We start from the raw sequence: 17,641 nt of genomic DNA, 5'->3' as shown, positions 1-17,641 counted from the left end.
AGCATAGTAGGGAGACCGTCGGATGGCCCGGAAATTGCGCAGCGCGGAATGGTTCAACGACCCGCACGATGTCAGCGCCACCGCCATGTACATAGAGCGCTACATGAATTTCGGCCTGACGCGGGATGAGTTGCAGTCCGGCAAGCCGATCATCGGCATCGCCCAGTCCGGCAGCGACCTCTCGCCCTGCAACCGCATCCATGTCGACCTGGCCCAACGGGTGCGCGAGGGCATTCGCGAGGCGGGCGGCGTCGCCCTGGAATTCCCGACCCATCCGATCCAGGAGACCGGCAAGCGGCCGACCGCGGCGCTGGACCGGAACCTGGCCTATCTCTCGCTGGTGGAGGTGCTGCACGGCTATCCGCTGGACGGTGTCGTGCTGACCACCGGTTGCGACAAGACCACGCCGGCGATGATCATGGCGGCGGCGACGGTCGACATTCCCGCCATCGTGCTTTCGGGCGGGCCGATGCTGGACGGCAATTACAAGGGCCGCCGCGTCGGCTCCGGCACGGTGCTGTGGGAGGCGCGGCAGCGCTACGCCGCCGGCGAGATCGGCTATGAGGAATTCATCGAGGTGGTGGCCGCCTCAGCGCCATCCATGGGCCATTGCAACACCATGGGCACGGCCACGACCATGAACAGCCTGGCGGAGGCGCTGGGCCTGTCGCTGCCCGGCTGCGCCGCCATCCCGGCGCCCTATCGCGAGCGCGGCCAGATCGCCTACGAGACCGGCAAGCGCGCGGTGGAAATCGTCTGGGAGGACCTGACGCCCTCCAAGATCCTGACGCGCGAGGCGTTCCTGAACGCCATCGCCGTCAACACCGCCATCGGCGGCTCCACCAACGCGCCGATCCATCTGGCGGCCATCGCCCGCCATGCGGGGGTGGAGTTGAGCCTGGATGACTGGCAGGTCCATGGCTACGACCTGCCTTTGCTGGTCAACCTCCAGCCGGCGGGCGAGTATCTGGGCGAGGGCTATCACCGCGCCGGCGGCGTGCCGGCGGTGGTGAACGAGCTGATCGGCGCCGGCAAGATTCACGAGGCCGCGCTGACGATCAACGGCAAGACCATGGGCGAGAATTGCCGCGGCCGCGAGGCCTCGAACCGCGACGTCATCAAGGCGTATGGCCAGCCGATGAAGGACAAGGCCGGCTTCCTGGTGATGCGCGGCAACATTTTCGACAGCGCCATCATGAAGACCAGCGTCATCGACGCCGATTTCCGCAAGCGCTTCCTGTCGGAACCGGGCCGGGAGAATGTGTTCGAGGGCAAGGCCGTCGTGTTCGACGGGCCGGAGGACTACCACCGGAACCTGAACGACCCGGCCCTCGGCATCGACGAGCGCACGGTGCTGTTCATCCGCGGCACCGGGCCGCTCGGCTATCCGGGCTCGGCGGAGGTGGTGAACATGCAGCCGCCGGACGCCCTGATCAAAGCCGGTGTCATGAGCCTGCCCTGCGTCGGCGACGGCCGCCAGAGCGGCACGTCCGGCTCGCCCTCGATCCTGAACGCCTCGCCGGAGAGCGCCGCCGGCGGCAATCTGGCGATCCTGCAAAACGGCGACCCGGTGCGCATCGACCTGAATGCCGCCCGTGTCGACATGCTGATTTCCGACGAGGAGATCGCCCGCCGCCGTGCCGCGCTGCCGCCGGTGGAGTTCGACAACCACACGCCGTGGGAGGAGATCTACCGCCGCGACGTCGGCCAGTTGGAGACCGGCGGCGTGTTGGAGTCGGCGGTGAAATACCAGCGCGTCCGCCACAAAATCCCGCGCCACTCGCACTGAGGACGAGGGGAAAGCGGCGGACTGAGCTCGGTGTTTCCCGGACGGTGCGGAGCGCCGATCCGGGACCGGTGTCATCCTTCGAACACCGCCGCCGCCCGTGTTCGCGAGAGCAACCGGCCCCGGATGGCGGCTCCGCCACTTCCGGGGATCAGGAGCGATGCTCCGCCACCTCCGGGGATCAGGCCCCGTTCAGGGATCAGGCGTCGGCGTCGGGGTCTTCCTGCTGGCGCGCCCACATGGCGGCATAGACGCCGCCCCGCGCCACCAACTCCCGGTGGCGGCCGCGCTCGACGATGCGGCCCGCGTCCAGCACCAGGATTTCGTCGGCGTCGACCACGGTCGAAAGCCGGTGCGCGATCACCAGCGCGGTCTTGCCCTGGGCGAGTTCGCGCAAATTCTGCTGGATCGCCTGCTCCGTCTCGGTGTCGAGCGCGCTGGTGGCCTCGTCGAACAGCAGGATCGGCGGGTCTTTCAATATGGTGCGGGCGATGGCGACGCGCTGTTTCTCGCCGCCGGAGAGTTTCAGCCCGCGCTCGCCGACCATGGTGGCATAGCCGTCCGGCGTGCCGGCGATGAAGTCGTGAATGTGGGCGAGGCGCGCCGCCCGCTCCACCGCGGCCTGGGTGCTGCCGGGGCGGCCATAGTCGATATTGTAGGTGATGGTGTCGTTGAACAGAACGGTGTCCTGCGGCACGATTCCCAGCACCGCGCGCACGCTTGCCTGTTGCACGTCGCGAATGTCCTGGCCGTCGATCAGCACCCGGCCGCCATTGACGTCGTAGAAGCGGAACAGCAGCCGGCTGATGGTGGATTTGCCGGCGCCGGAGGGGCCGACCACGGCCACGGTCTTGCCGGCGGGCACGGTGAAGCTCACGCCCTTCAGGATCGGCCGGCGCGGATCGTAGCCGAACTCCACACCCTCGAACCGCACCTCGCCGCCGGCGACGTCCAGGGCCGGGGCGTCCGGCTTGTCCTCCACCTCCGGCGGGACGAGGCGCAGGTCGAACATGCGCTCCATGTCCACCAGCGCCTGCTTGATCTCGCGGTAGGCGAAGCCGAAAAAGCCGAGCGGCTGGTAAAGCTGGATCAGGTAGGTGTTGACCATGACGAAATCGCCCACCGTCATCGACCGGTCGGCAATGCCGGCGGCGGCCATGATCATGATGACGGTCAGGCCCACCGAAATGACGAAGGACTGGCCCACATTGAGCAGGCCCAGCGACTGGCCGTTCGCCACCGCCGCCTTCTCGTAGCGTTGCAGCGAGGAATCGAATCGCCGGGCCTCGTGCTCCTCGTTGCCGAAATACTTGACGGTCTCGTAGTTCAACAGGCTGTCGATGGCGCGGGTGTTGGCGCGCTGGTCGGCCTCGTTCATGCGCCGGCGCAGCTTGATCCGCCAGCTCGTCACGACGACCGTGTAGGTGATGTAGAGGATCACGGTCGCGATCGTCACCACCGCAAACCACAGGTCCAGCAGGCTCCAGAGCAGCGCGAACACCAGCACGATCTCGATCAGGGTCGGCAGGATCGCGAACAGGGTGAAGCGCAGCAGCGTGTCGATGGCCTTGGTGCCGCGCTCGATGAAGCGCGAGAGGCCGCCGGTCTGCCGCTCCAGGTGGAAGCGCAGCGACAGCACGTGCAGATGGCGGAAGGTGACGAGCGCGATGGAGCGAATGGCGCGCTGGCCGACGCTGGCGAAAATCGCATCCCGCAACTCGCCGAAGGCCAGCGAGGCGACGCGGGCGCCGCCATAGGCGAGGATCAGCCCCAGCGGCAGCGCCGCAGCCGGCCCCGCCTCGGCGAGGGCGGGCAGGGAATCGATGGCCTGGCCAAACAGAATCGGCACATAGATCACCGCGACCTTGGCGGTCAGCAGGCTCAGCATGGCCAGCACGACGCGCAGGCGCGCGCTGGAATCGCCGGCAGGCCAAAGATAAGGCAGCAGCGTACGGATCGTGGCCCAATCCGAGCGGGTGCCCGCGTCGGACGCGGGCGCAGGCGGCGGTGTCATCCGGTACTCATCGGGGTATGCGGTGTGCGCCCGGCCAATCGGGGCGAGCCGATTGACATCTGGTTGTAACAGGCGCTGACTATCGCTCTATATATAGCAGTTGCGGAGAGTGTCTGCTTGGCGGCAAAATCACTCGCGCAATTCGGCGACCCGGCGCAGCGCGATCGGATACTGCGCCAACCAAAGGAGCGTAACGGACGTGCGCATCGCTTTGGATCATTGTTCGGCTTTGGTGCTGAATGCGGACTTTCGGCCGCTCAGCTACTTCCCGCTGTCGCTCTGGCCGTGGCGGGAAACCATCAAGGCGGTGTTTCTCGACCGGGTGAACGTGCTGGCCGAGTACGATATCGCCGTGCACTCGCCGACCTTTGAAATGCCGCTGCCGTCGGTCATCGCCCTGAAGGAATACGTGCCGCCGGCCAAACGCGCGGCGTTCACCCGCTTCAACGTGTTCCTGCGCGACCGGTTCGACTGCCAGTATTGCGGCGACCGCTTCCAGCCGCACGACCTGACCTTCGACCATGTGATTCCCCGCTCGCGCGGCGGGCGCACCACCTGGGAAAATGTCGTGACGTCGTGTTCCGCCTGCAATCTGGCCAAGGGCAACAAGATGCCGAACGTGGCCGGGATGAGGCCGCAGCACACCCCAATCGAGCCGAGCGTTTTCCAGTTGCAGGAGCATGGGCGGGGATTCCCGCCCAATTTCTTGCACGAGAGCTGGCGCGACTATCTCTACTGGGACAGCGAGCTCGACGACGATTGAGGCTGCCGGGGCGTTAAGGCCTTCAGACCGGCCCCAGCACGGCGATGGCCTCGATCTCGACGGTGATCGCCGGATCGGCCAGCTTCGAGACCTCCACCAGGGTGCTGGCGGGGAAGTCGCCGGAAAAGAACTCGCGCCGCGCCTGCCAGACCTGTTTCCGCCGCCGGATGTCGGTCACATAGACCGTCATCTTGATCACATCGCTCATGTCGCCGCCGGCCGCTTCGAGCAAGGCTTTCATCTTGCCGAAAATGATGCGCGCCTGGGTTTCGTCGTCGGCGCCGATTGTGGCGTCGCCCACCGGGTCGCGCGCGGTCAGGCCGGCGATATAGACGGTGTTGCCGGCCACAAGACAGTTGGACCAGGTCTCCGGGGCGCCTTCCGCAACCTCGGGCGCGATGACACGGCGAAATTTCGACAAGATTTCAGGTCCTTCGAGTGGGATTGTGAATTACTATGATACTCCAAGGCTGGCGGTAGCGCCAGCCCCCAGCCCCTGGCCGCTGTCTTGGCGGGCGAGCCAAAGACGGTGGTGTTCCCCGGACGGTGCGGAGCGCCGATCCGGGGCCGGTGTCATCCTTCGAACACGGATGGCGCCGGTGTTCGCTGCCGGACACCGGTCCCGGCCCTTGCCTCCGGCTCGGCCGGGAAACGCGGGTGGCCTTGGGGGGGCCCGCCCTCAGACCGGCCCCCTCAGACCGGCCGGTCGCCCTTGATGGTGATGCGATAGCCGCTGCGCACCTGCGGGAAGTAATCCCACATGGCGATATGCTGGACGCAACGATTGTCCCACATGGCGACGGACTGGGGCTGCCAGCGGAAGCGGCACTGGAAGTCCGGCTTGGCGCAGAAATCGTAGAGGAAGCGCAGCACGCCCTCGCTCTCGTCGCGGCCGACCTCGTTGATCTTGACGGTGAAGGTCGGGTTGACGAACAGCGCCTTGCGGCCGGTGACCGGATGGGTGCGCACCACCGGGTGCACGTTGGTCGGATAGACCTTGCCGGTGTCGTCGACGCCGCGGTCGGCATAGCGGCCGCGATAGACATGCTCGCCGGAATGGGTGGCGGTCAGCCCTTCCAGATAGGACTTCATGCGCTCGCTCAGCGCCTCATAGGCGGCGTACATGCTGGAGAACAGCGTGTCGCCGCCGGTGGGCGGCACGGTCTGGAGGTGCAGGATCGAGCCCATGGGCGGTTCCGGATCGCAGCTCACATCCGAATGCCAGCGCTCGCCGGCGATGCGCTTCGAATCCTTGTCGGCGTGGATGATGAGGACTTCGGGATGGCCCTCCGGCCCGGGCGAGGCCGGGTGGATGTGCAGTTCGCCGAAATGCCGGCCCAGGTCCTTGTGCTGGTCCAGGTCCATGTTCTGATCGCGGAAAAAGATCACCTGGTGCTGCATCAGCGCGTCATGGATCTCGGAATATTGCTGGTTCGAGACCGGCTGCGAGAGGTCGACGCCGGAAATCATGGCGCCGATGCGCGGCGTGACGGCATCGACCTGAATGGTTTCGTAGCCCATGGGATCGCATCCTCATTGCTGTTGCTTGGTGCTTGGCAAAAATCATGACAGAGTGCCGCGGCGCGTGTCCAGCGCTTCCGCGCTTGCCAATCGCGGCGCCGGCGCGTATAAGCCCGCGCTTTACCACCGCCTGCCTGGCTAGGGTCGGAGCGTCGCGATCGACGCGGCGCAACGACCGGGCATTGCCACGGCGGGCGTTCGATCACCCCGTATTCGAGGACCCGAAAATGCCCAAAATGAAAACCAAAAGCAGCGTGAAGCGCCGCTTCAAACGCACCGGTACCGGCAAAATCCTGATGAACACGGCCTACAAGCGCCACATGCTCTCGAACAAGAGCACGAAGATGAAGCGCCAGGCCCGCGGGACCCAGGTCATGAGCGAGGCCGATCAGTCCATCGTCCGCAAATTCATGCCCTACGACCGCTGAACCGCAGCGCCCGCTTTATCAGAGGATTTTGACCCATGGCACGAGTGAAACGCGGCGTAACCGCCAAGGCCCGCCACAAAAAAGTGCTTGCGATGGCCAAGGGCTATCGCGGCCGCAACAGCACCAATTTCCGCGTTGCGATCGAAAAGGTCGAGAAGGGCCTGCAATACGCCTATCGCGACCGCCGCACCAAGAAGCGCAACTTCCGTGCGCTCTGGATCCAGCGCATCAACGCGGCCGCGCGCGAGCACGGCATGACCTACAGCCAGTTCATGGACGGCATCCACAAGGCCCAGATCGAGGTCGACCGCAAGGTGCTGGCCGACATCGCGGTGCACGAGCCGGAGGCGTTCAAGGCCCTGGTCGACCAGGCCCAGGCCGCCCGCGCCGCCTGACCGGCTGCCGAGGCTGAAAGACAAACGCCCGCCGGCTTATGAGCCGGCGGGCGTTTTCGTTGGGACGGCCTGCGCCCCAGAGCGGAGAGGGAACCGCCGGGGAACCGGTGTCTGGCGGTGTTCGCCCCGCCCTCGAAGCGGCCCCGGATCGGCGCCTCCTTCGAACCAACACTGGCAGCGGCGGTGTTCGCCCGCCCTCGAGCGGCCCCGGATCGGCGCTCCGCACCGTCCGGGGAACAGCAACCAGCAACGCCGGATCTGTGTTCCCCGGCCTTGAGCCGGGGCCGGTGTCATCCTTCGAACCCTGGCACTGGCGGTGTTCGCTCCCCCAGAGCGGCCCCGGATGCCCGCTTCGCAGGCTCCGGGGAACACACTATCGCGCCCGGACCGGCGCCAGGTCGGCGTGGCGGTTCACGTCCTTGTAGAGCAGGTAGCGGAACGGCTCCGGCCCGCCGGCATAGCAGGCCTGCGGGCAGAAGGCGCGCAGCCAGAGAAAGTCGCCGGCCTCCACCTCGACCCAGTCCTGGTTCAGGCGATAGACGCCCTTGCCCTGCAACATATAGAGCCCGTGCTCCATCACATGGGTCTCGGCGAAGGGGATGACCGCGCCGGGCTGGAAGGTGACGATGTTGACGTGCATGTCATAGCGGATGTCGGTCGGGTCGAGCATCCGCGTCGTCGCCCAGGCGCCATCGGTGTCGGGCATGGCGGCGGGCGCGATGTCCTGCTCGTTCGCCACCACCGGGTCGGGCGGCGCGAGGCCGTCGACCGCCTGGAACCGCTTGCGGATCCAGTGGAAGGTCGCGGGCGCGCCGGCAGTGTTGCGCACGCTCCAGGCCGTGCCGGCCGGCACGAAGGCGAAGCCGCCGGGGGCGAGCGTGTGCGTCGCGCCGGCCAGGGTCACATCCACCCGGCCCGCCACCACGAACAGCGCGCCTTCCGCCGCCGGGTCCGGCTCCGGCCGGTCGCTGCCGCCGCCGGGGGCGAGTTCGACGATGCTCTGCGAAAACGTCTCGGCAAAGCCGGAGAGCGGCCGCGACAGCATCCAGGCCCGCGCGCCCTCCCAGAAGGGCAGCAGGCTGGTGACGATGTCGGTCATCACGCCGCGCGGGATCACCGCATAGGCTTCGGTGAACACCGCCCGGCCGGTCAGCAATTGCGACTGCGGCGGCAGCCCGCCGGTGGGCGTATAATAGGTTCGGTCGGTCATGGGGTGCAGGGTCCGGTTCGAGGGGTCAGGCCACCGCCTGAAGACCGTTTTTCGCCACCAGCGTCAACAGTTTGAGAGACGCGCCTCGCGGCCGCTTCTCGCCGCGCTCCCACTGGCTGACAAGGCTGGGTGTGACGTTCAGATAGCGGGCGAAGACGGCTTGGCTGGCCTGTTCCTTTTGGCGAATGCCGCGGATTTCCTCGGCCGACAGGTCGCGGACCGGCGTCAGGCACAACTCGTCGAACGCACGCATGGTCTGTTTCGTCAGCACGCCGGCATCGCTCAGGCCAGCGGCGGTTTCATGGATCGCCGCAAGCGCACCGCTCTTGTATTGCTTCGGCATCGTGTCAGTCTTCGTCCAAAATTTCGGCAATCGTTCCGTTCGCCATCGCTGCCTTCAGGGCCGTATCGTCCATCGCCAGCATTTGATCGGCCAGCAGCCGGAAGGCCTGCAACTCGTCCTTGCGGATATTGGTGCGGGCCTTCTTCGCAAATCCATAGACGAAGAACAGAGTGTCGCCCTTTCGATACAGGACCACGGACCGAAATCCGCCGGATTTCCCTTGTCCCTGCCGCGCAATGCGCTGCTTAATCACGCCGCCGCCGAGATCGGCATCGACGAGACCGTCCACGACCCGGCGGGCCACCTCCCGCAATTGCCGATCCGCAAGGCCCTCCTGGCCGGCGAACCGTGCAAACGGCTTGGTCACGAACACCCGCATTCGCACAGGCCCGCAACGGGTAGAAATATAGCACTCCGTGCGATAGTATCAAGGGCGCTGGTTGCCGCCATTCACGTCACATATCCGTCCGCCGCATCCCGCCGGCGGGCGGCGGGATCGCGGGCGGCGGCAGGGCCGTAGCCGCCGCCGCCCGGCGCTTCGATCACCACCTGGCTGCCGGCCGGGGCGTCGAAGGCGCCCTTGGAGACCAGGGCGCGCTCGCGGCCGTCCGGCAGGCGGAGCTTGATCTTCGCCGCCGCGCCGGCCTCGCCGCCGCAGACGCCGAACGGGGCCGAGCGGGTGCGCTCGAAACAGACCGTCGCCCGGCTGGTGTGGTCCAGCACGGTCCAGGCGCGCTCGGCACCGCAACCGCCGCGCCATTGGCCCTCGCCGCCGCTGCCGGCGGTGATGGCGTAATAGTCGACCCGGAGCGGGAAGCTCATCTCCAGCACCTCGATCGGCGTATTCATGGTGTTGGAGATGCCGGCGGCAATCGTGTTGATGCCGTCCTTGCCGGGCCGCGCGCCGGTGCCGCCCTTGATGGTCTCGTACGAGACATAGCGGTTGCCGTTGCGCGGGTCCTGGCCGCCGAAGGTGACGACGGCGCTGGTGCCCTGGCTGCACGCCATCACATTGTCGGGCATGAACCGGGCCAGCGCGCCGAAGGTCATGTCGCAGACCCGGTGGCTCATCTCGTGATTGGCATAGACCACGGGCGAGGGGAATTCCGCGTTCACCACCGAGCCCTTGGGCGCGGTCACCGTGATCGGCCGCCAGGTGCCGGAGTTGGGCGGGATCAGGCTTTTCGGGTCCACCACCATTTTCAGCGCGCAGAACACGCCGCTGGCGGTGACGCTCAAAGGGGCGTTGATCGGGCCGGGCACCTTGGGGTCGGAGCCGGCGAAATCGACCGTGATCGTGTCGCCTTTCTTGACGATTTTCATGCGGATCCAGAACACCGCATCCTCGTCGGCGCCGTCCTCGAACACGCCGTCGCCGTCGCAGAAATCCTCGAAGCTGGCCTCGCCGTCCGGCAGGTCTGCCAGCATCAGCCGCATCATGCGCTCGGAATAGTCCATGACCTCGGCCATGATCGCCTTCAGCCCCCGGGCCGAGTGCTTTTCGGCCAATGCGGCCAGCCGCTGGCAGGCGCGGCGGTTGGCGGCCACCTGGGCGCGGAGGTCGCCGATGCGTTCCTCCGGCGTGCGCACATTGGCCATGATGATGGCCTCGATATTGCGGTCGATGACGTGGTTGCGGTAGAGCCGCACCGGCGGCAGGCGCAGGCCCTCGCCATAGATCTCCGTCACCGCGCCATAGGAGCCGGGGGTGGCGCTGCCGACGTCCGGCCAGTGCGCCCGCACGCAGGTGTAGCCGAGCAGCTCGCCCCGGTGGAAGGCCGGCGTCACCACGTTCACGTCCGGCAGGTGCGAGCCGCCGAAATAGGGGTCGTTGTGGATGAAGACGTCGCCCTCGGCCACGTCGTCCCGGAACACCTGCACCACCGCCCGCACCGCATCGGGCATGGAGCCCAGATGGATCGGCAGGTCCGGCCCCTGGGCGACCATATTGCCGTCGACGTCGAACACGCCGCAGGAATAGTCGCCGGCCACCTTCAGGATCGGCGAATAGGCGGTCTTGGCGAGGACGATCTTCATCTCCTCGGCAATCTTCGAAAGGCTGTTCTTCACCACCTCGAAAGTGGCGGGGTCGAGGGGGGTGGTCATTTCGTGCGTTCCCCGGAATCGGTGGCCTGGGCCCAAGACAAGTTCCAGCTTTCCCGGAAGCGCGGAGCGCGATCCGGGACCTCGTGACGAGCCGGCCTCGGCGGGAGACCCCGGCCCAGCCTGCGGCCGGCCGGGGAAGCGATGATCTGGTATGGCATGGCGATTACCCCCGCGTCAGCCGGAGGAAGCCGGCGTCGTCCACGCGCGCGCGCCAGCCGGGCGGGAGGACCAGGGTGCTGTCCAGCGACTCGACGATGGCCGGTCCCTCCAGTATTTGGCCCACCGCCAGACGGGCGCGGTCGTGCACCGGCGCCGGGACGCGGCCGGTGGCCTCGAACCAGGCGGGGCGCTCGGCCTTCAGGCTGGAGCCGTCGCCGGTCGCCTCGGCAAAGCGGGGCTGGCCGAGCTTGCCCACGGCCGAGAGCCGCAGCGTCACCACATGCACCGGCTCGGCCTCGTTCTTGTGGCCGTAGGTGCGCTCGTGCGCGGCGTGAAAGCCGTCGGCGAGGCCGGCGAGCGTCGCTGGCGTGACCGCACCCGCCGGCGCGTCCACGGTCAGCTCGTAGGCCTGGCGGCCATAGCGGAGGTCGGCCTGGCGCTGCAATTCCTGCCGTCCGGCCGGCACGCGCGCGGCCTCCAGCATGGCCCGGCCCTCGGCGGCCATGTCGTCCCAGATGGCGGTCAGGTGTTCCGGCGTCAGGGTCTCGAGCGGCGCATAGATGGTGCGGGCATAGTCGCGGCGGATGTCGGCCCCGACCAGGCCCAGGGCGGAGAAGGCGCCGGGGATCGGCGGCACGATCACCTCGGGCACGTCCAACTCGTCCGCCAGGGCGCAGGCGTGCAGCGGCCCGGCGCCGCCGAAGGCGACCATGGCGAATTCGCGCGGGTCGTGGCCGCGCTCGACCGAGACCATGCGCAGCGCCTCGGCCATGGCGTTGTTGACGATGGCGCGAATGCCCGCCGCCGCCTGTTCCACGCTCTGGCCGAGCGGTTGGGCGATGCGCTCGCGCAGCGCGGCCTCGGCTGCGGCGTAGTCGATGGGCAGGCCGCCGCCCAGCAGCGAGGTGGCGTCGAGATAGCCCAGCACCAGATTGGTGTCGGTGATGGTCGGCTCGGTGCCGCCCTGGCCATAGCAGACCGGCCCCGGCGCGGCGCCGGCTGAGTGCGGGCCGACCCGCAGCGCGCCGGCCGGGTCGATCCAGGCGATGGAGCCGCCGCCGGCGGAGACCTCCGCCAGGTCGATCACCGGCACGCGGATCGGATGGCCGGTGCCGTGCAGCCAGCGGCTCTGGCTGGCGGACGAGCCGACCTCGTATTCCGCCGTCGTCTCCACCCGGCCGTTCTCGATCAGCGAGGCCTTGGCGGTGGTGCCGCCCATGTCGAACGAGAGCAGGTTCGGCCGGCCCAGTTGCTGGCCGATCATCTGGGCGGCGATCACGCCCGCCGCCGGACCGCTCTCCACCGCCGCCGCCGGCATGGCCAGCGCCGCCGGCACGTCCAGCACGCCGCCGGCCGAGCCCATCACCATCAGGTCCGGCAGGCCGAGCGAGCCGGTGGCCTGTTGCAGGCGGCGGAGATAGCTCTCCAGGATCGGGCCGACATAGGCACAGACGGCGGTGGTCGACGTGCGCTCGAACTCGCGGATTTCTGGCAGGACTTCACAGGACAGGAACACCGGCACGCCCGGCAGCGCGGCCCGCAAGGCCGCGCCCAGGGCCTTTTCGTGCGCGTCATTCTGGAAGGCGAACAGCAGCGAGACGGCGACCGCCTCCACGTCCAGGGCCTGGAGTTGCGCGACCAGGGCCGGCAGTTCGCCCTCGGCCAGCGGCACGACCACCTCGCCGCCGGCGCCGATGCGCTCGGTCACCTCCAGCCGGCGGTGACGGGGCACGAGCACGGCCGGCGGGTCCTGGAACAGGTCATAGAGATCGGCCCGGGCCGAGCGGCGCAGTTCCAGCACGTCGCGAAAGCCGCGCGTGGTCACCAGCGCGATGCGCGCGCCCTTGTTTTCCAGCAGGGCGTTGGTGACCACGGTGGTGGCGTGGGACAGCAGCGTCACGTCGGCGGCGGGCAGGCCGTATTTGGCCAGCGCCTCGTTCAGGCCGTTCAGGACGCCGCGGCCGAAATCGTCCGGCGTGGTCGGGGTCTTGGCGATGCCGATGCGGCCCGTGGCCTCCTCGATCATCGCCACGTCGGTAAAGGTGCCGCCGATATCGACACCGATGCGCCAGGTCATGGGCCTTGCCGTCTCCCGCCTCCGGTTAGGGTGGCGAGGATTTTGCGGCAATTGTCTGAAAAAGCAAACGCCGGTCCGAAAGCGCCCGGCGCTGCCATTGCAGCCGGCGTTCGGCCCGCGGCTCCGGACGGGGAAAGAGCGGATGGCGGCGGTCTGCGGATTCGGCTTTTGCCGTTGTTTCATTGCGCTGGCGGGCCGGGCTTGCGTGCGTCTGTATCGCCCGTCGCATTTACAACCCTGCCCCCCGGTGCTATCGGAGGTCACCCATCGGTGATCGCCGGTCGCATGGCCGGCCGGATCCATCCTGCCAGCCGCCGACCAACCGCAGGCCTCACATGAAAATTCTCGCCGGAAACAGCAACCGTCCGTTGGCTGAAGCCATCGGGCGTTATTTGAATTTGCCGATGACCAGCGCGCAAATCAAACGCTTCGCCGACATGGAGGTGTTCGTCGAGATCGAGGAAAACGTGCGCGGCGAGGACGTGTTCGTCATCCAGTCGACCAGCTATCCGGCCAACGACATGCTGATGGAATTGCTGGTGACCATCGATGCGCTGAAACGCGGGTCGGCCAAGCGCATCACCGCGGTGATTCCCTATTTCGGCTATGCCCGCCAGGACCGCAAGACCGGCCCGCGCACGCCGATCTCGGCCAAGCTGGTGGCGAACCTGATCACCACCGCCGGCGCCAACCGCGTGCTGACCATGGATTTGCACGCGGGGCAGATCCAGGGCTTTTTCGATATCCCGACCGACAATCTCTACGCCCAGCCGGTGTTCGTCAGCGACCTGCGCCAGCGGTATGCCGGCGACGACCTGGTGATCGTCTCCCCGGACGTGGGCGGCGTGGTCCGGGCCCGGGCCATCGCCAGCCGGCTGGAGGCCGACCTGGCCATCATCGACAAGCGGCGCGAGCGGGCGGGCGTGTCGGAGGTCATGAACATTATCGGCAATGTCGAGGGGCGGCGCTGCGTGCTGGTCGACGACATCGTCGATTCCGCCGGCACGCTCTGCAATGCGGCCGTGGCGCTGAAGGAGCGGGGCGCGGAAAGCGTCGCTGCCTATGTGACCCATGGCGTGCTCTCCGGCGGCGCGGTGGCGCGCGTCGAGGCCTCGCCGATGGAGGCGCTGGTCATCACCGACAGCATCCAGGCGCCGGAGCCGGTGATCGCCGCCCACAACATCCAGCAACTCTCCATCGCCCACCTGCTGGGCGAGGCGATGATGCGCATCACCGAGGAACGGTCGGTCTCCAGCCTGTTCTGCTGAGGCGGCGGCCCTGTTGAGGCACCGGCTGGGCCGCGCTCTCAGAGCATCGCCAGCAGTGCCTTGCCCAGGCTGGCGACCGAGAGCACCAGCAGCAGCACGATGACCAACTGGCGAAAGCGGGACGGGTCCGTGCGCCGGAACATGCGCGTTCCCACCCAGGCGCCGAGCAGCATCACCGGTGCCGCCAGTGCGACCCGCACCAGGGTTTCGCCCTCGACCAGCCCCTGGGCCGCGGCCATGCTGCCGGCGATGACATCGGCCGCGCCCAGATAGGCGATGACCGAGGCCCGGGCGACCGCCACGGGCAGCGGACCGGAAAAATAATACAGCACGATGGGCGGACCGCCCGCGGACGTGGCGCCGGTCAGAATGCCGGAGAGCGCGCCGACGCCCAGGGTTCCGACCCGTCCCGGTTGCCGATGCAGGCGAAAGCCCGAGCGCAGCATCAGGCAGGCGCCCAGCACCACGCAGGCGATGACGGCCTGCATCGGCGCCGGCGGCAGGAAGGCCAGCAGGCCGAGCCCCAGCGGCGTCGCCACCGTGCCCGCGACCAGCAGCAGCGCCACGCTCCGCCATTGCACGTGATGCCAGGCGGCCGGCAGCAGGCCGGCGGTGGCGATCACCTCCAGGATCAGGATCAGCGGCACCGCCTCGCTCGCCGGAATCGCGAAGGTCAGGCCGACCACATAGATCATGGAGGAGCCGAAGCCGGTAAAGCCGCGGATGAACGAGCCGCCCGCGAACACCGCGGCCAGATAGGCCAGTTCCACCCCTTCCAATCCTGCGACCACAATCCGGCTCCGCAACAGACGCAACAGACACGGAACCGCCGCCTCTGGCCGATGCCGGGGGCGGCGGAACATCCGTTCGGCCCCCTTTGTGGGCCGGATGGCGCCGAGAGGGAAGGGGCGTTTGCGGAAAATCCGGGTAACGCGATGACCCTGCCACCGCATGGTATGGCGACTTTGGGCTTGCTGCCCGCCATTCGGGAGTTCAACCTTGGTCGTAGACGGATGACCGCCAGACCCTTTCGGGAGAACCGCCATGAAATTCGGAATTTTCTACGAACTGCAATTGCCCCGGCCCTGGGGGCAGGACGACGAGCGACAGCTGTATCAGAACGCGCTCAGCCAGGTCGAACTGGCCGATAAGCTCGGCTACGACTATGCGTGGCAGGTGGAACACCATTTCCTGGAGGAATACTCCCACTCGCCGCAGCCAGAGGTGTTTCTGTCCGCCGCCAGCCAGCGCACCCAGAATATCCGCCTGGGCCACGGTATCATCCAGTTGCCCTCCAACCACCCGGCGCGGGTGGCCGAGAAGGTGGCCTGCCTGGATCTGGTCAGCAATGGCCGCGTCGAATTCGGCATGGGCGAAGGCGCCAGCATCACCGAGCTGGCGCCGTTCGACCGGCAGTTGGAGAACAAGCGCGAGGTCTGGGAAGACGCTGTGCGCTGCATCATGCCGATGTTCACCCAGGAGGGCTGGGAGTATGACGGCCCGCATTTCAAATTCCCGCTGCGCAACGTGCTGCCGAAGCCGGTGCAGAAGCCGCACCCGCCGCTCTGGGTCGCCTGCTCGCAGTTGGAGACGATCGAGATGGCCGGCCGGCGCGGCATCGGCGCGCTCGGCTTCCAGTTCCTGTCCGCCGATATGGCCCATGCCTGGGTGCACGCCTATTACAACGCGTTCGTGAAACGGCAGGAAAAGCTGGCCGACTATCAGAGCAACTGCAACATCGCCATGGTCAGCTATTTCATGTGCGCCGAGACCGACGAGGAAGCGCGGCGGCGGGCGGAAGGCGTGACCTTCTTCCAGTTCTCGCTGGCCTATTACAGCGGCTCCAAGAACCGCAAGCGCGCCGATCCGGGCACGGTCAGCCTCTGGGACGAGTACATGGCCTGGAAAAAGGCCAACCCGGACGCGGCCGAAAAGGCGCTGCGCGGCGGCCTGATCGGCTCGCCGGAGACGATCCGCAAGAAGCTGCGCCGGTTCCGCGAAAGCAAGGTCGACAGCATCATCCTGTTGAACCAGGCCGGCCGCAACACGCACGAGCATATCTGCGAGAGCCTGGAACTGTTCGCCAAGGAGGTCATGCCCGAATTCCACGCCGACATTCCGGAGCACGAGGAATGGAAGCGCCGGGTGCTGGCGGGCGAGATCGAACTGGAGGAAATCGACACCACGCCGTTCAAGGAGCGCCAGGGCGTCGGCAAGGGCGTCGCCATCGACAAGCTGGTGGCCGCGGGCGACTGACAGACCAAGTGCGGGCGGACGGCGGCTGCGGTCGCCGGGTCCGCCCCTGACGGCGCTGCCGAGCGCCGTGCGCACACCCCGGTCGGGCGGTAGGCATTTCCCTTGGGGCATGCCTACTGCCCTTTTTTGGGGGGCGTTGGAGCAGAGCATGCCCGGCCTTGGCCGGGGAGCGGCGCCGTCGCCGCAGCGCGCCGCTGCCGCCGAATCGCGGCGCCGCCTGGGCGCGGCTCATGGCGCCGGGACCGGCCGCGACCGCGCGGTGCCGAAGCTCGAATGTGCGGGAGCCGGCCGTAAGGGCTGGAAATCCCTGGTCGCCATCCCCATCAATCAGCCAATCGCTTCCGGCAGCGGGCCGGACCCGATCTATTCGGAGACAAATTCGCCCCAGGCCCTAATATCGCCCGATCGCAAAGGAGACAGTTTCCATGGTCGAACACGCCGAGGTCAACGGCACGCGCATCGCCTATCGCTTCGATGGCCCCGCCGGCGCGCCGGTGCTGACGATGAGCCATTCGCTGAGCGCCGATCACCGCATGTGGGACCCGCAGCTTCCCGCCCTGACCGATGCCTATCGCGTGCTGCGGTTCGACACCCGCGGCCACGGCGCCAGCGCGGCGCCGGCCGGCGAATACACGCTGGACCAGTTGGCTGGCGACGTGATCGGGCTCTGGGATGCGCTCGGTATCGAGCGCAGCCATTTCTGCGGCCTGTCCATGGGCGGCATGATCGGCCAGACTCTGGGCTTGCAGGCGCCCGAGCGGCTGCAAAGCCTGGTGCTGTGCGATACCGCCAGTGGCTATCCGCCGGAAGCGCAGGCCATGTGGGGCGACCGCATCAAGGCCGCCCGTGCCAACGGTCTGGCGGCCGGTGTCGATGGCACCATCGACCGCTGGTTCTCGCCTGGTTTCGTGCAGCGGGCGCCGGATGTGATCGAGGGCGTGCGCCGGATGATCGCGGCCACGCCCGTCGACGGGTATTGCGGCTGCGGCGCGGCCATCGCCCGCCTGAACCTGACCCATCGGCTGGGCGAGATCGCGACGCCGACCCTGGTCATCTGCGGCGAGGACGATCCGGGCACGCCCGTCGCCATGTCCGAGGCGATCCGCGACGGAATTCCGGGTGCGCGTCTCGTCATCTTGCCGGTCGCCCGTCACCTGTCCAACATGGAAGACGTGTCCGGATTCAATACCGCGTTGCGGGACTTCCTGGACCGGAATTGACGCCTTCCGACCGCCCCAAACCCCCGCGAACGATGGCCGGAGCGCCCCATAATCGCCATACGCAAACCGCCGAATCGATGCATGGTGCGCCGGCT

16 protein-coding genes are annotated in these 17,641 nt (G+C 67.6%); 7 read left to right on the top strand and 9 right to left on the bottom strand.

Features of this window, described 5'->3' with window-relative positions; translation table 11 throughout:
* Positions 1-22: 22 nt before the first annotated feature.
* Complete coding sequence (locus tag H6844_13795; GenBank protein ID MCB9930473.1) at positions 23-1,789, top strand: dihydroxy-acid dehydratase family protein; 1,767 nt, start codon at positions 23-25, stop codon at positions 1,787-1,789.
* 196 nt (positions 1,790-1,985) lie between these two features.
* Here H6844_13795 and H6844_13790 read toward each other — a convergent pair whose 3' ends face one another.
* Entirely contained in the window at positions 1,986-3,800 is a 1,815-nt protein-coding gene (locus tag H6844_13790) for an ABC transporter ATP-binding protein/permease (protein MCB9930472.1), read from the bottom strand.
* A gap of 199 nt (positions 3,801-3,999) precedes the next feature.
* Here H6844_13790 and H6844_13785 point away from each other — a divergent pair, with 199 nt between their 5' ends.
* Complete coding sequence (locus H6844_13785) at positions 4,000-4,563, top strand: HNH endonuclease (GenBank protein MCB9930471.1); 564 nt, start codon at positions 4,000-4,002, stop codon at positions 4,561-4,563.
* A gap of 22 nt (positions 4,564-4,585) precedes the next feature.
* Here the strand turns inward: H6844_13785 and H6844_13780 are convergent, their stop codons facing one another.
* Both H6844_13780 and H6844_13775 read right to left on the bottom strand, forming a co-directional pair.
* On the bottom strand, positions 4,586-4,984 hold the full coding sequence (locus H6844_13780; GenBank protein MCB9930470.1) for a RidA family protein: 399 nt from the start codon (positions 4,982-4,984) through the stop codon (positions 4,586-4,588).
* Between the two features lie 272 nt (positions 4,985-5,256).
* Positions 5,257-6,084: a TauD/TfdA family dioxygenase gene (locus H6844_13775; GenBank protein MCB9930469.1), complete on the bottom strand. Its 828-nt coding sequence runs from the start codon at positions 6,082-6,084 to the stop codon at positions 5,257-5,259.
* Between the two features lie 227 nt (positions 6,085-6,311).
* On the opposite strand from H6844_13775, the gene rpmI reads away from it, so the two are divergent.
* Both rpmI and rplT read left to right on the top strand, forming a co-directional pair.
* Positions 6,312-6,512, top strand: coding sequence for a 50S ribosomal protein L35 (gene rpmI / locus H6844_13770; protein ID MCB9930468.1), 201 nt, complete (start codon positions 6,312-6,314; stop codon positions 6,510-6,512).
* Between the two features lie 35 nt (positions 6,513-6,547).
* Positions 6,548-6,907 carry a 50S ribosomal protein L20 gene (rplT, locus tag H6844_13765; GenBank protein MCB9930467.1) on the top strand — a complete coding sequence of 120 codons (360 nt, stop codon included), beginning with the start codon at positions 6,548-6,550 and terminating at the stop codon, positions 6,905-6,907.
* A 373-nt stretch (positions 6,908-7,280) separates the two neighbouring features.
* Here the strand turns inward: rplT and H6844_13760 are convergent, their stop codons facing one another.
* The 5 genes from H6844_13760 to H6844_13740 form a co-directional block, all read right to left on the bottom strand.
* Positions 7,281-8,117 (bottom strand): (S)-ureidoglycine aminohydrolase, encoded by an 837-nt coding sequence (locus H6844_13760; protein ID MCB9930466.1) that lies wholly within the window; start codon positions 8,115-8,117, stop codon positions 7,281-7,283.
* A 25-nt stretch (positions 8,118-8,142) separates the two neighbouring features.
* Positions 8,143-8,460 carry a DNA-binding transcriptional regulator gene (locus tag H6844_13755; GenBank protein MCB9930465.1) on the bottom strand — a complete coding sequence of 106 codons (318 nt, stop codon included), beginning with the start codon at positions 8,458-8,460 and terminating at the stop codon, positions 8,143-8,145.
* A gap of 4 nt (positions 8,461-8,464) precedes the next feature.
* Complete coding sequence (locus H6844_13750; GenBank protein MCB9930464.1) at positions 8,465-8,839, bottom strand: type II toxin-antitoxin system RelE/ParE family toxin; 375 nt, start codon at positions 8,837-8,839, stop codon at positions 8,465-8,467.
* Between the two features lie 71 nt (positions 8,840-8,910).
* Positions 8,911-10,566 carry a hydantoinase B/oxoprolinase family protein gene (locus tag H6844_13745; GenBank protein MCB9930463.1) on the bottom strand — a complete coding sequence of 552 codons (1,656 nt, stop codon included), beginning with the start codon at positions 10,564-10,566 and terminating at the stop codon, positions 8,911-8,913.
* A gap of 163 nt (positions 10,567-10,729) precedes the next feature.
* Positions 10,730-12,802: a hydantoinase/oxoprolinase family protein gene (locus tag H6844_13740; protein ID MCB9930462.1), complete on the bottom strand. Its 2,073-nt coding sequence runs from the start codon at positions 12,800-12,802 to the stop codon at positions 10,730-10,732.
* A 335-nt stretch (positions 12,803-13,137) separates the two neighbouring features.
* On the opposite strand from H6844_13740, the gene H6844_13735 reads away from it, so the two are divergent.
* The gene (locus H6844_13735; GenBank protein MCB9930461.1) at positions 13,138-14,070 is read left to right on the top strand and encodes a ribose-phosphate pyrophosphokinase; all 933 of its coding nucleotides are present in this window, start codon (positions 13,138-13,140) and stop codon (positions 14,068-14,070) included.
* 38 nt (positions 14,071-14,108) lie between these two features.
* Here the strand turns inward: H6844_13735 and H6844_13730 are convergent, their stop codons facing one another.
* Entirely contained in the window at positions 14,109-14,861 is a 753-nt protein-coding gene (locus H6844_13730) for a sulfite exporter TauE/SafE family protein (GenBank protein ID MCB9930460.1), read from the bottom strand.
* 253 nt (positions 14,862-15,114) lie between these two features.
* Here H6844_13730 and H6844_13725 point away from each other — a divergent pair, with 253 nt between their 5' ends.
* Positions 15,115-16,326, top strand: a complete 1,212-nt coding sequence (locus tag H6844_13725) for an LLM class flavin-dependent oxidoreductase (GenBank protein ID MCB9930459.1) — start codon at positions 15,115-15,117, stop codon at positions 16,324-16,326.
* A gap of 425 nt (positions 16,327-16,751) precedes the next feature.
* Entirely contained in the window at positions 16,752-17,546 is a 795-nt protein-coding gene (gene pcaD / locus H6844_13720) for a 3-oxoadipate enol-lactonase (protein MCB9930458.1), read from the top strand.
* Positions 17,547-17,641 lie beyond the last annotated feature (95 nt).

Source organism: Alphaproteobacteria bacterium, from assembly GCA_020638555.1.
Taxonomy (GTDB): Bacteria; Pseudomonadota; Alphaproteobacteria; order Bin95; family Bin95; genus JACKII01.
Note: the sequence above shows the minus strand (reverse complement) of the source record. Positions and strands in the feature narration are given on the sequence as shown.

Excerpts from the sequence above, each read along its gene's own strand:
- H6844_13750 (MCB9930464.1), bottom strand. The coding sequence starts at position 8,839 with ATGCGGGTGTTCGTGACCAAGCCGTTTGCACGGTTCGCCGGCCAGGAG.
- H6844_13760 (MCB9930466.1), bottom strand. The coding sequence starts at position 8,117 with ATGACCGACCGAACCTATTATACGCCCACCGGCGGGCTGCCGCCGCAG.
- H6844_13725 (MCB9930459.1), top strand. The coding sequence starts at position 15,115 with ATGAAATTCGGAATTTTCTACGAACTGCAATTGCCCCGGCCCTGGGGG.
- H6844_13740 (MCB9930462.1), bottom strand. The coding sequence starts at position 12,802 with ATGACCTGGCGCATCGGTGTCGATATCGGCGGCACCTTTACCGACGTG.
- pcaD (MCB9930458.1), top strand. The coding sequence starts at position 16,752 with ATGGTCGAACACGCCGAGGTCAACGGCACGCGCATCGCCTATCGCTTC.
- H6844_13745 (MCB9930463.1), bottom strand. The coding sequence starts at position 10,566 with ATGACCACCCCCCTCGACCCCGCCACTTTCGAGGTGGTGAAGAACAGC.
- H6844_13790 (MCB9930472.1), bottom strand. The coding sequence starts at position 3,800 with ATGACACCGCCGCCTGCGCCCGCGTCCGACGCGGGCACCCGCTCGGAT.
- rplT (MCB9930467.1), top strand. The coding sequence starts at position 6,548 with ATGGCACGAGTGAAACGCGGCGTAACCGCCAAGGCCCGCCACAAAAAA.
- H6844_13735 (MCB9930461.1), top strand. The coding sequence starts at position 13,138 with ATGAAAATTCTCGCCGGAAACAGCAACCGTCCGTTGGCTGAAGCCATC.
- H6844_13755 (MCB9930465.1), bottom strand. The coding sequence starts at position 8,460 with ATGCCGAAGCAATACAAGAGCGGTGCGCTTGCGGCGATCCATGAAACC.
- H6844_13795 (MCB9930473.1), top strand. The coding sequence starts at position 23 with ATGGCCCGGAAATTGCGCAGCGCGGAATGGTTCAACGACCCGCACGAT.
- rpmI (MCB9930468.1), top strand. The coding sequence starts at position 6,312 with ATGCCCAAAATGAAAACCAAAAGCAGCGTGAAGCGCCGCTTCAAACGC.
- H6844_13775 (MCB9930469.1), bottom strand. The coding sequence starts at position 6,084 with ATGGGCTACGAAACCATTCAGGTCGATGCCGTCACGCCGCGCATCGGC.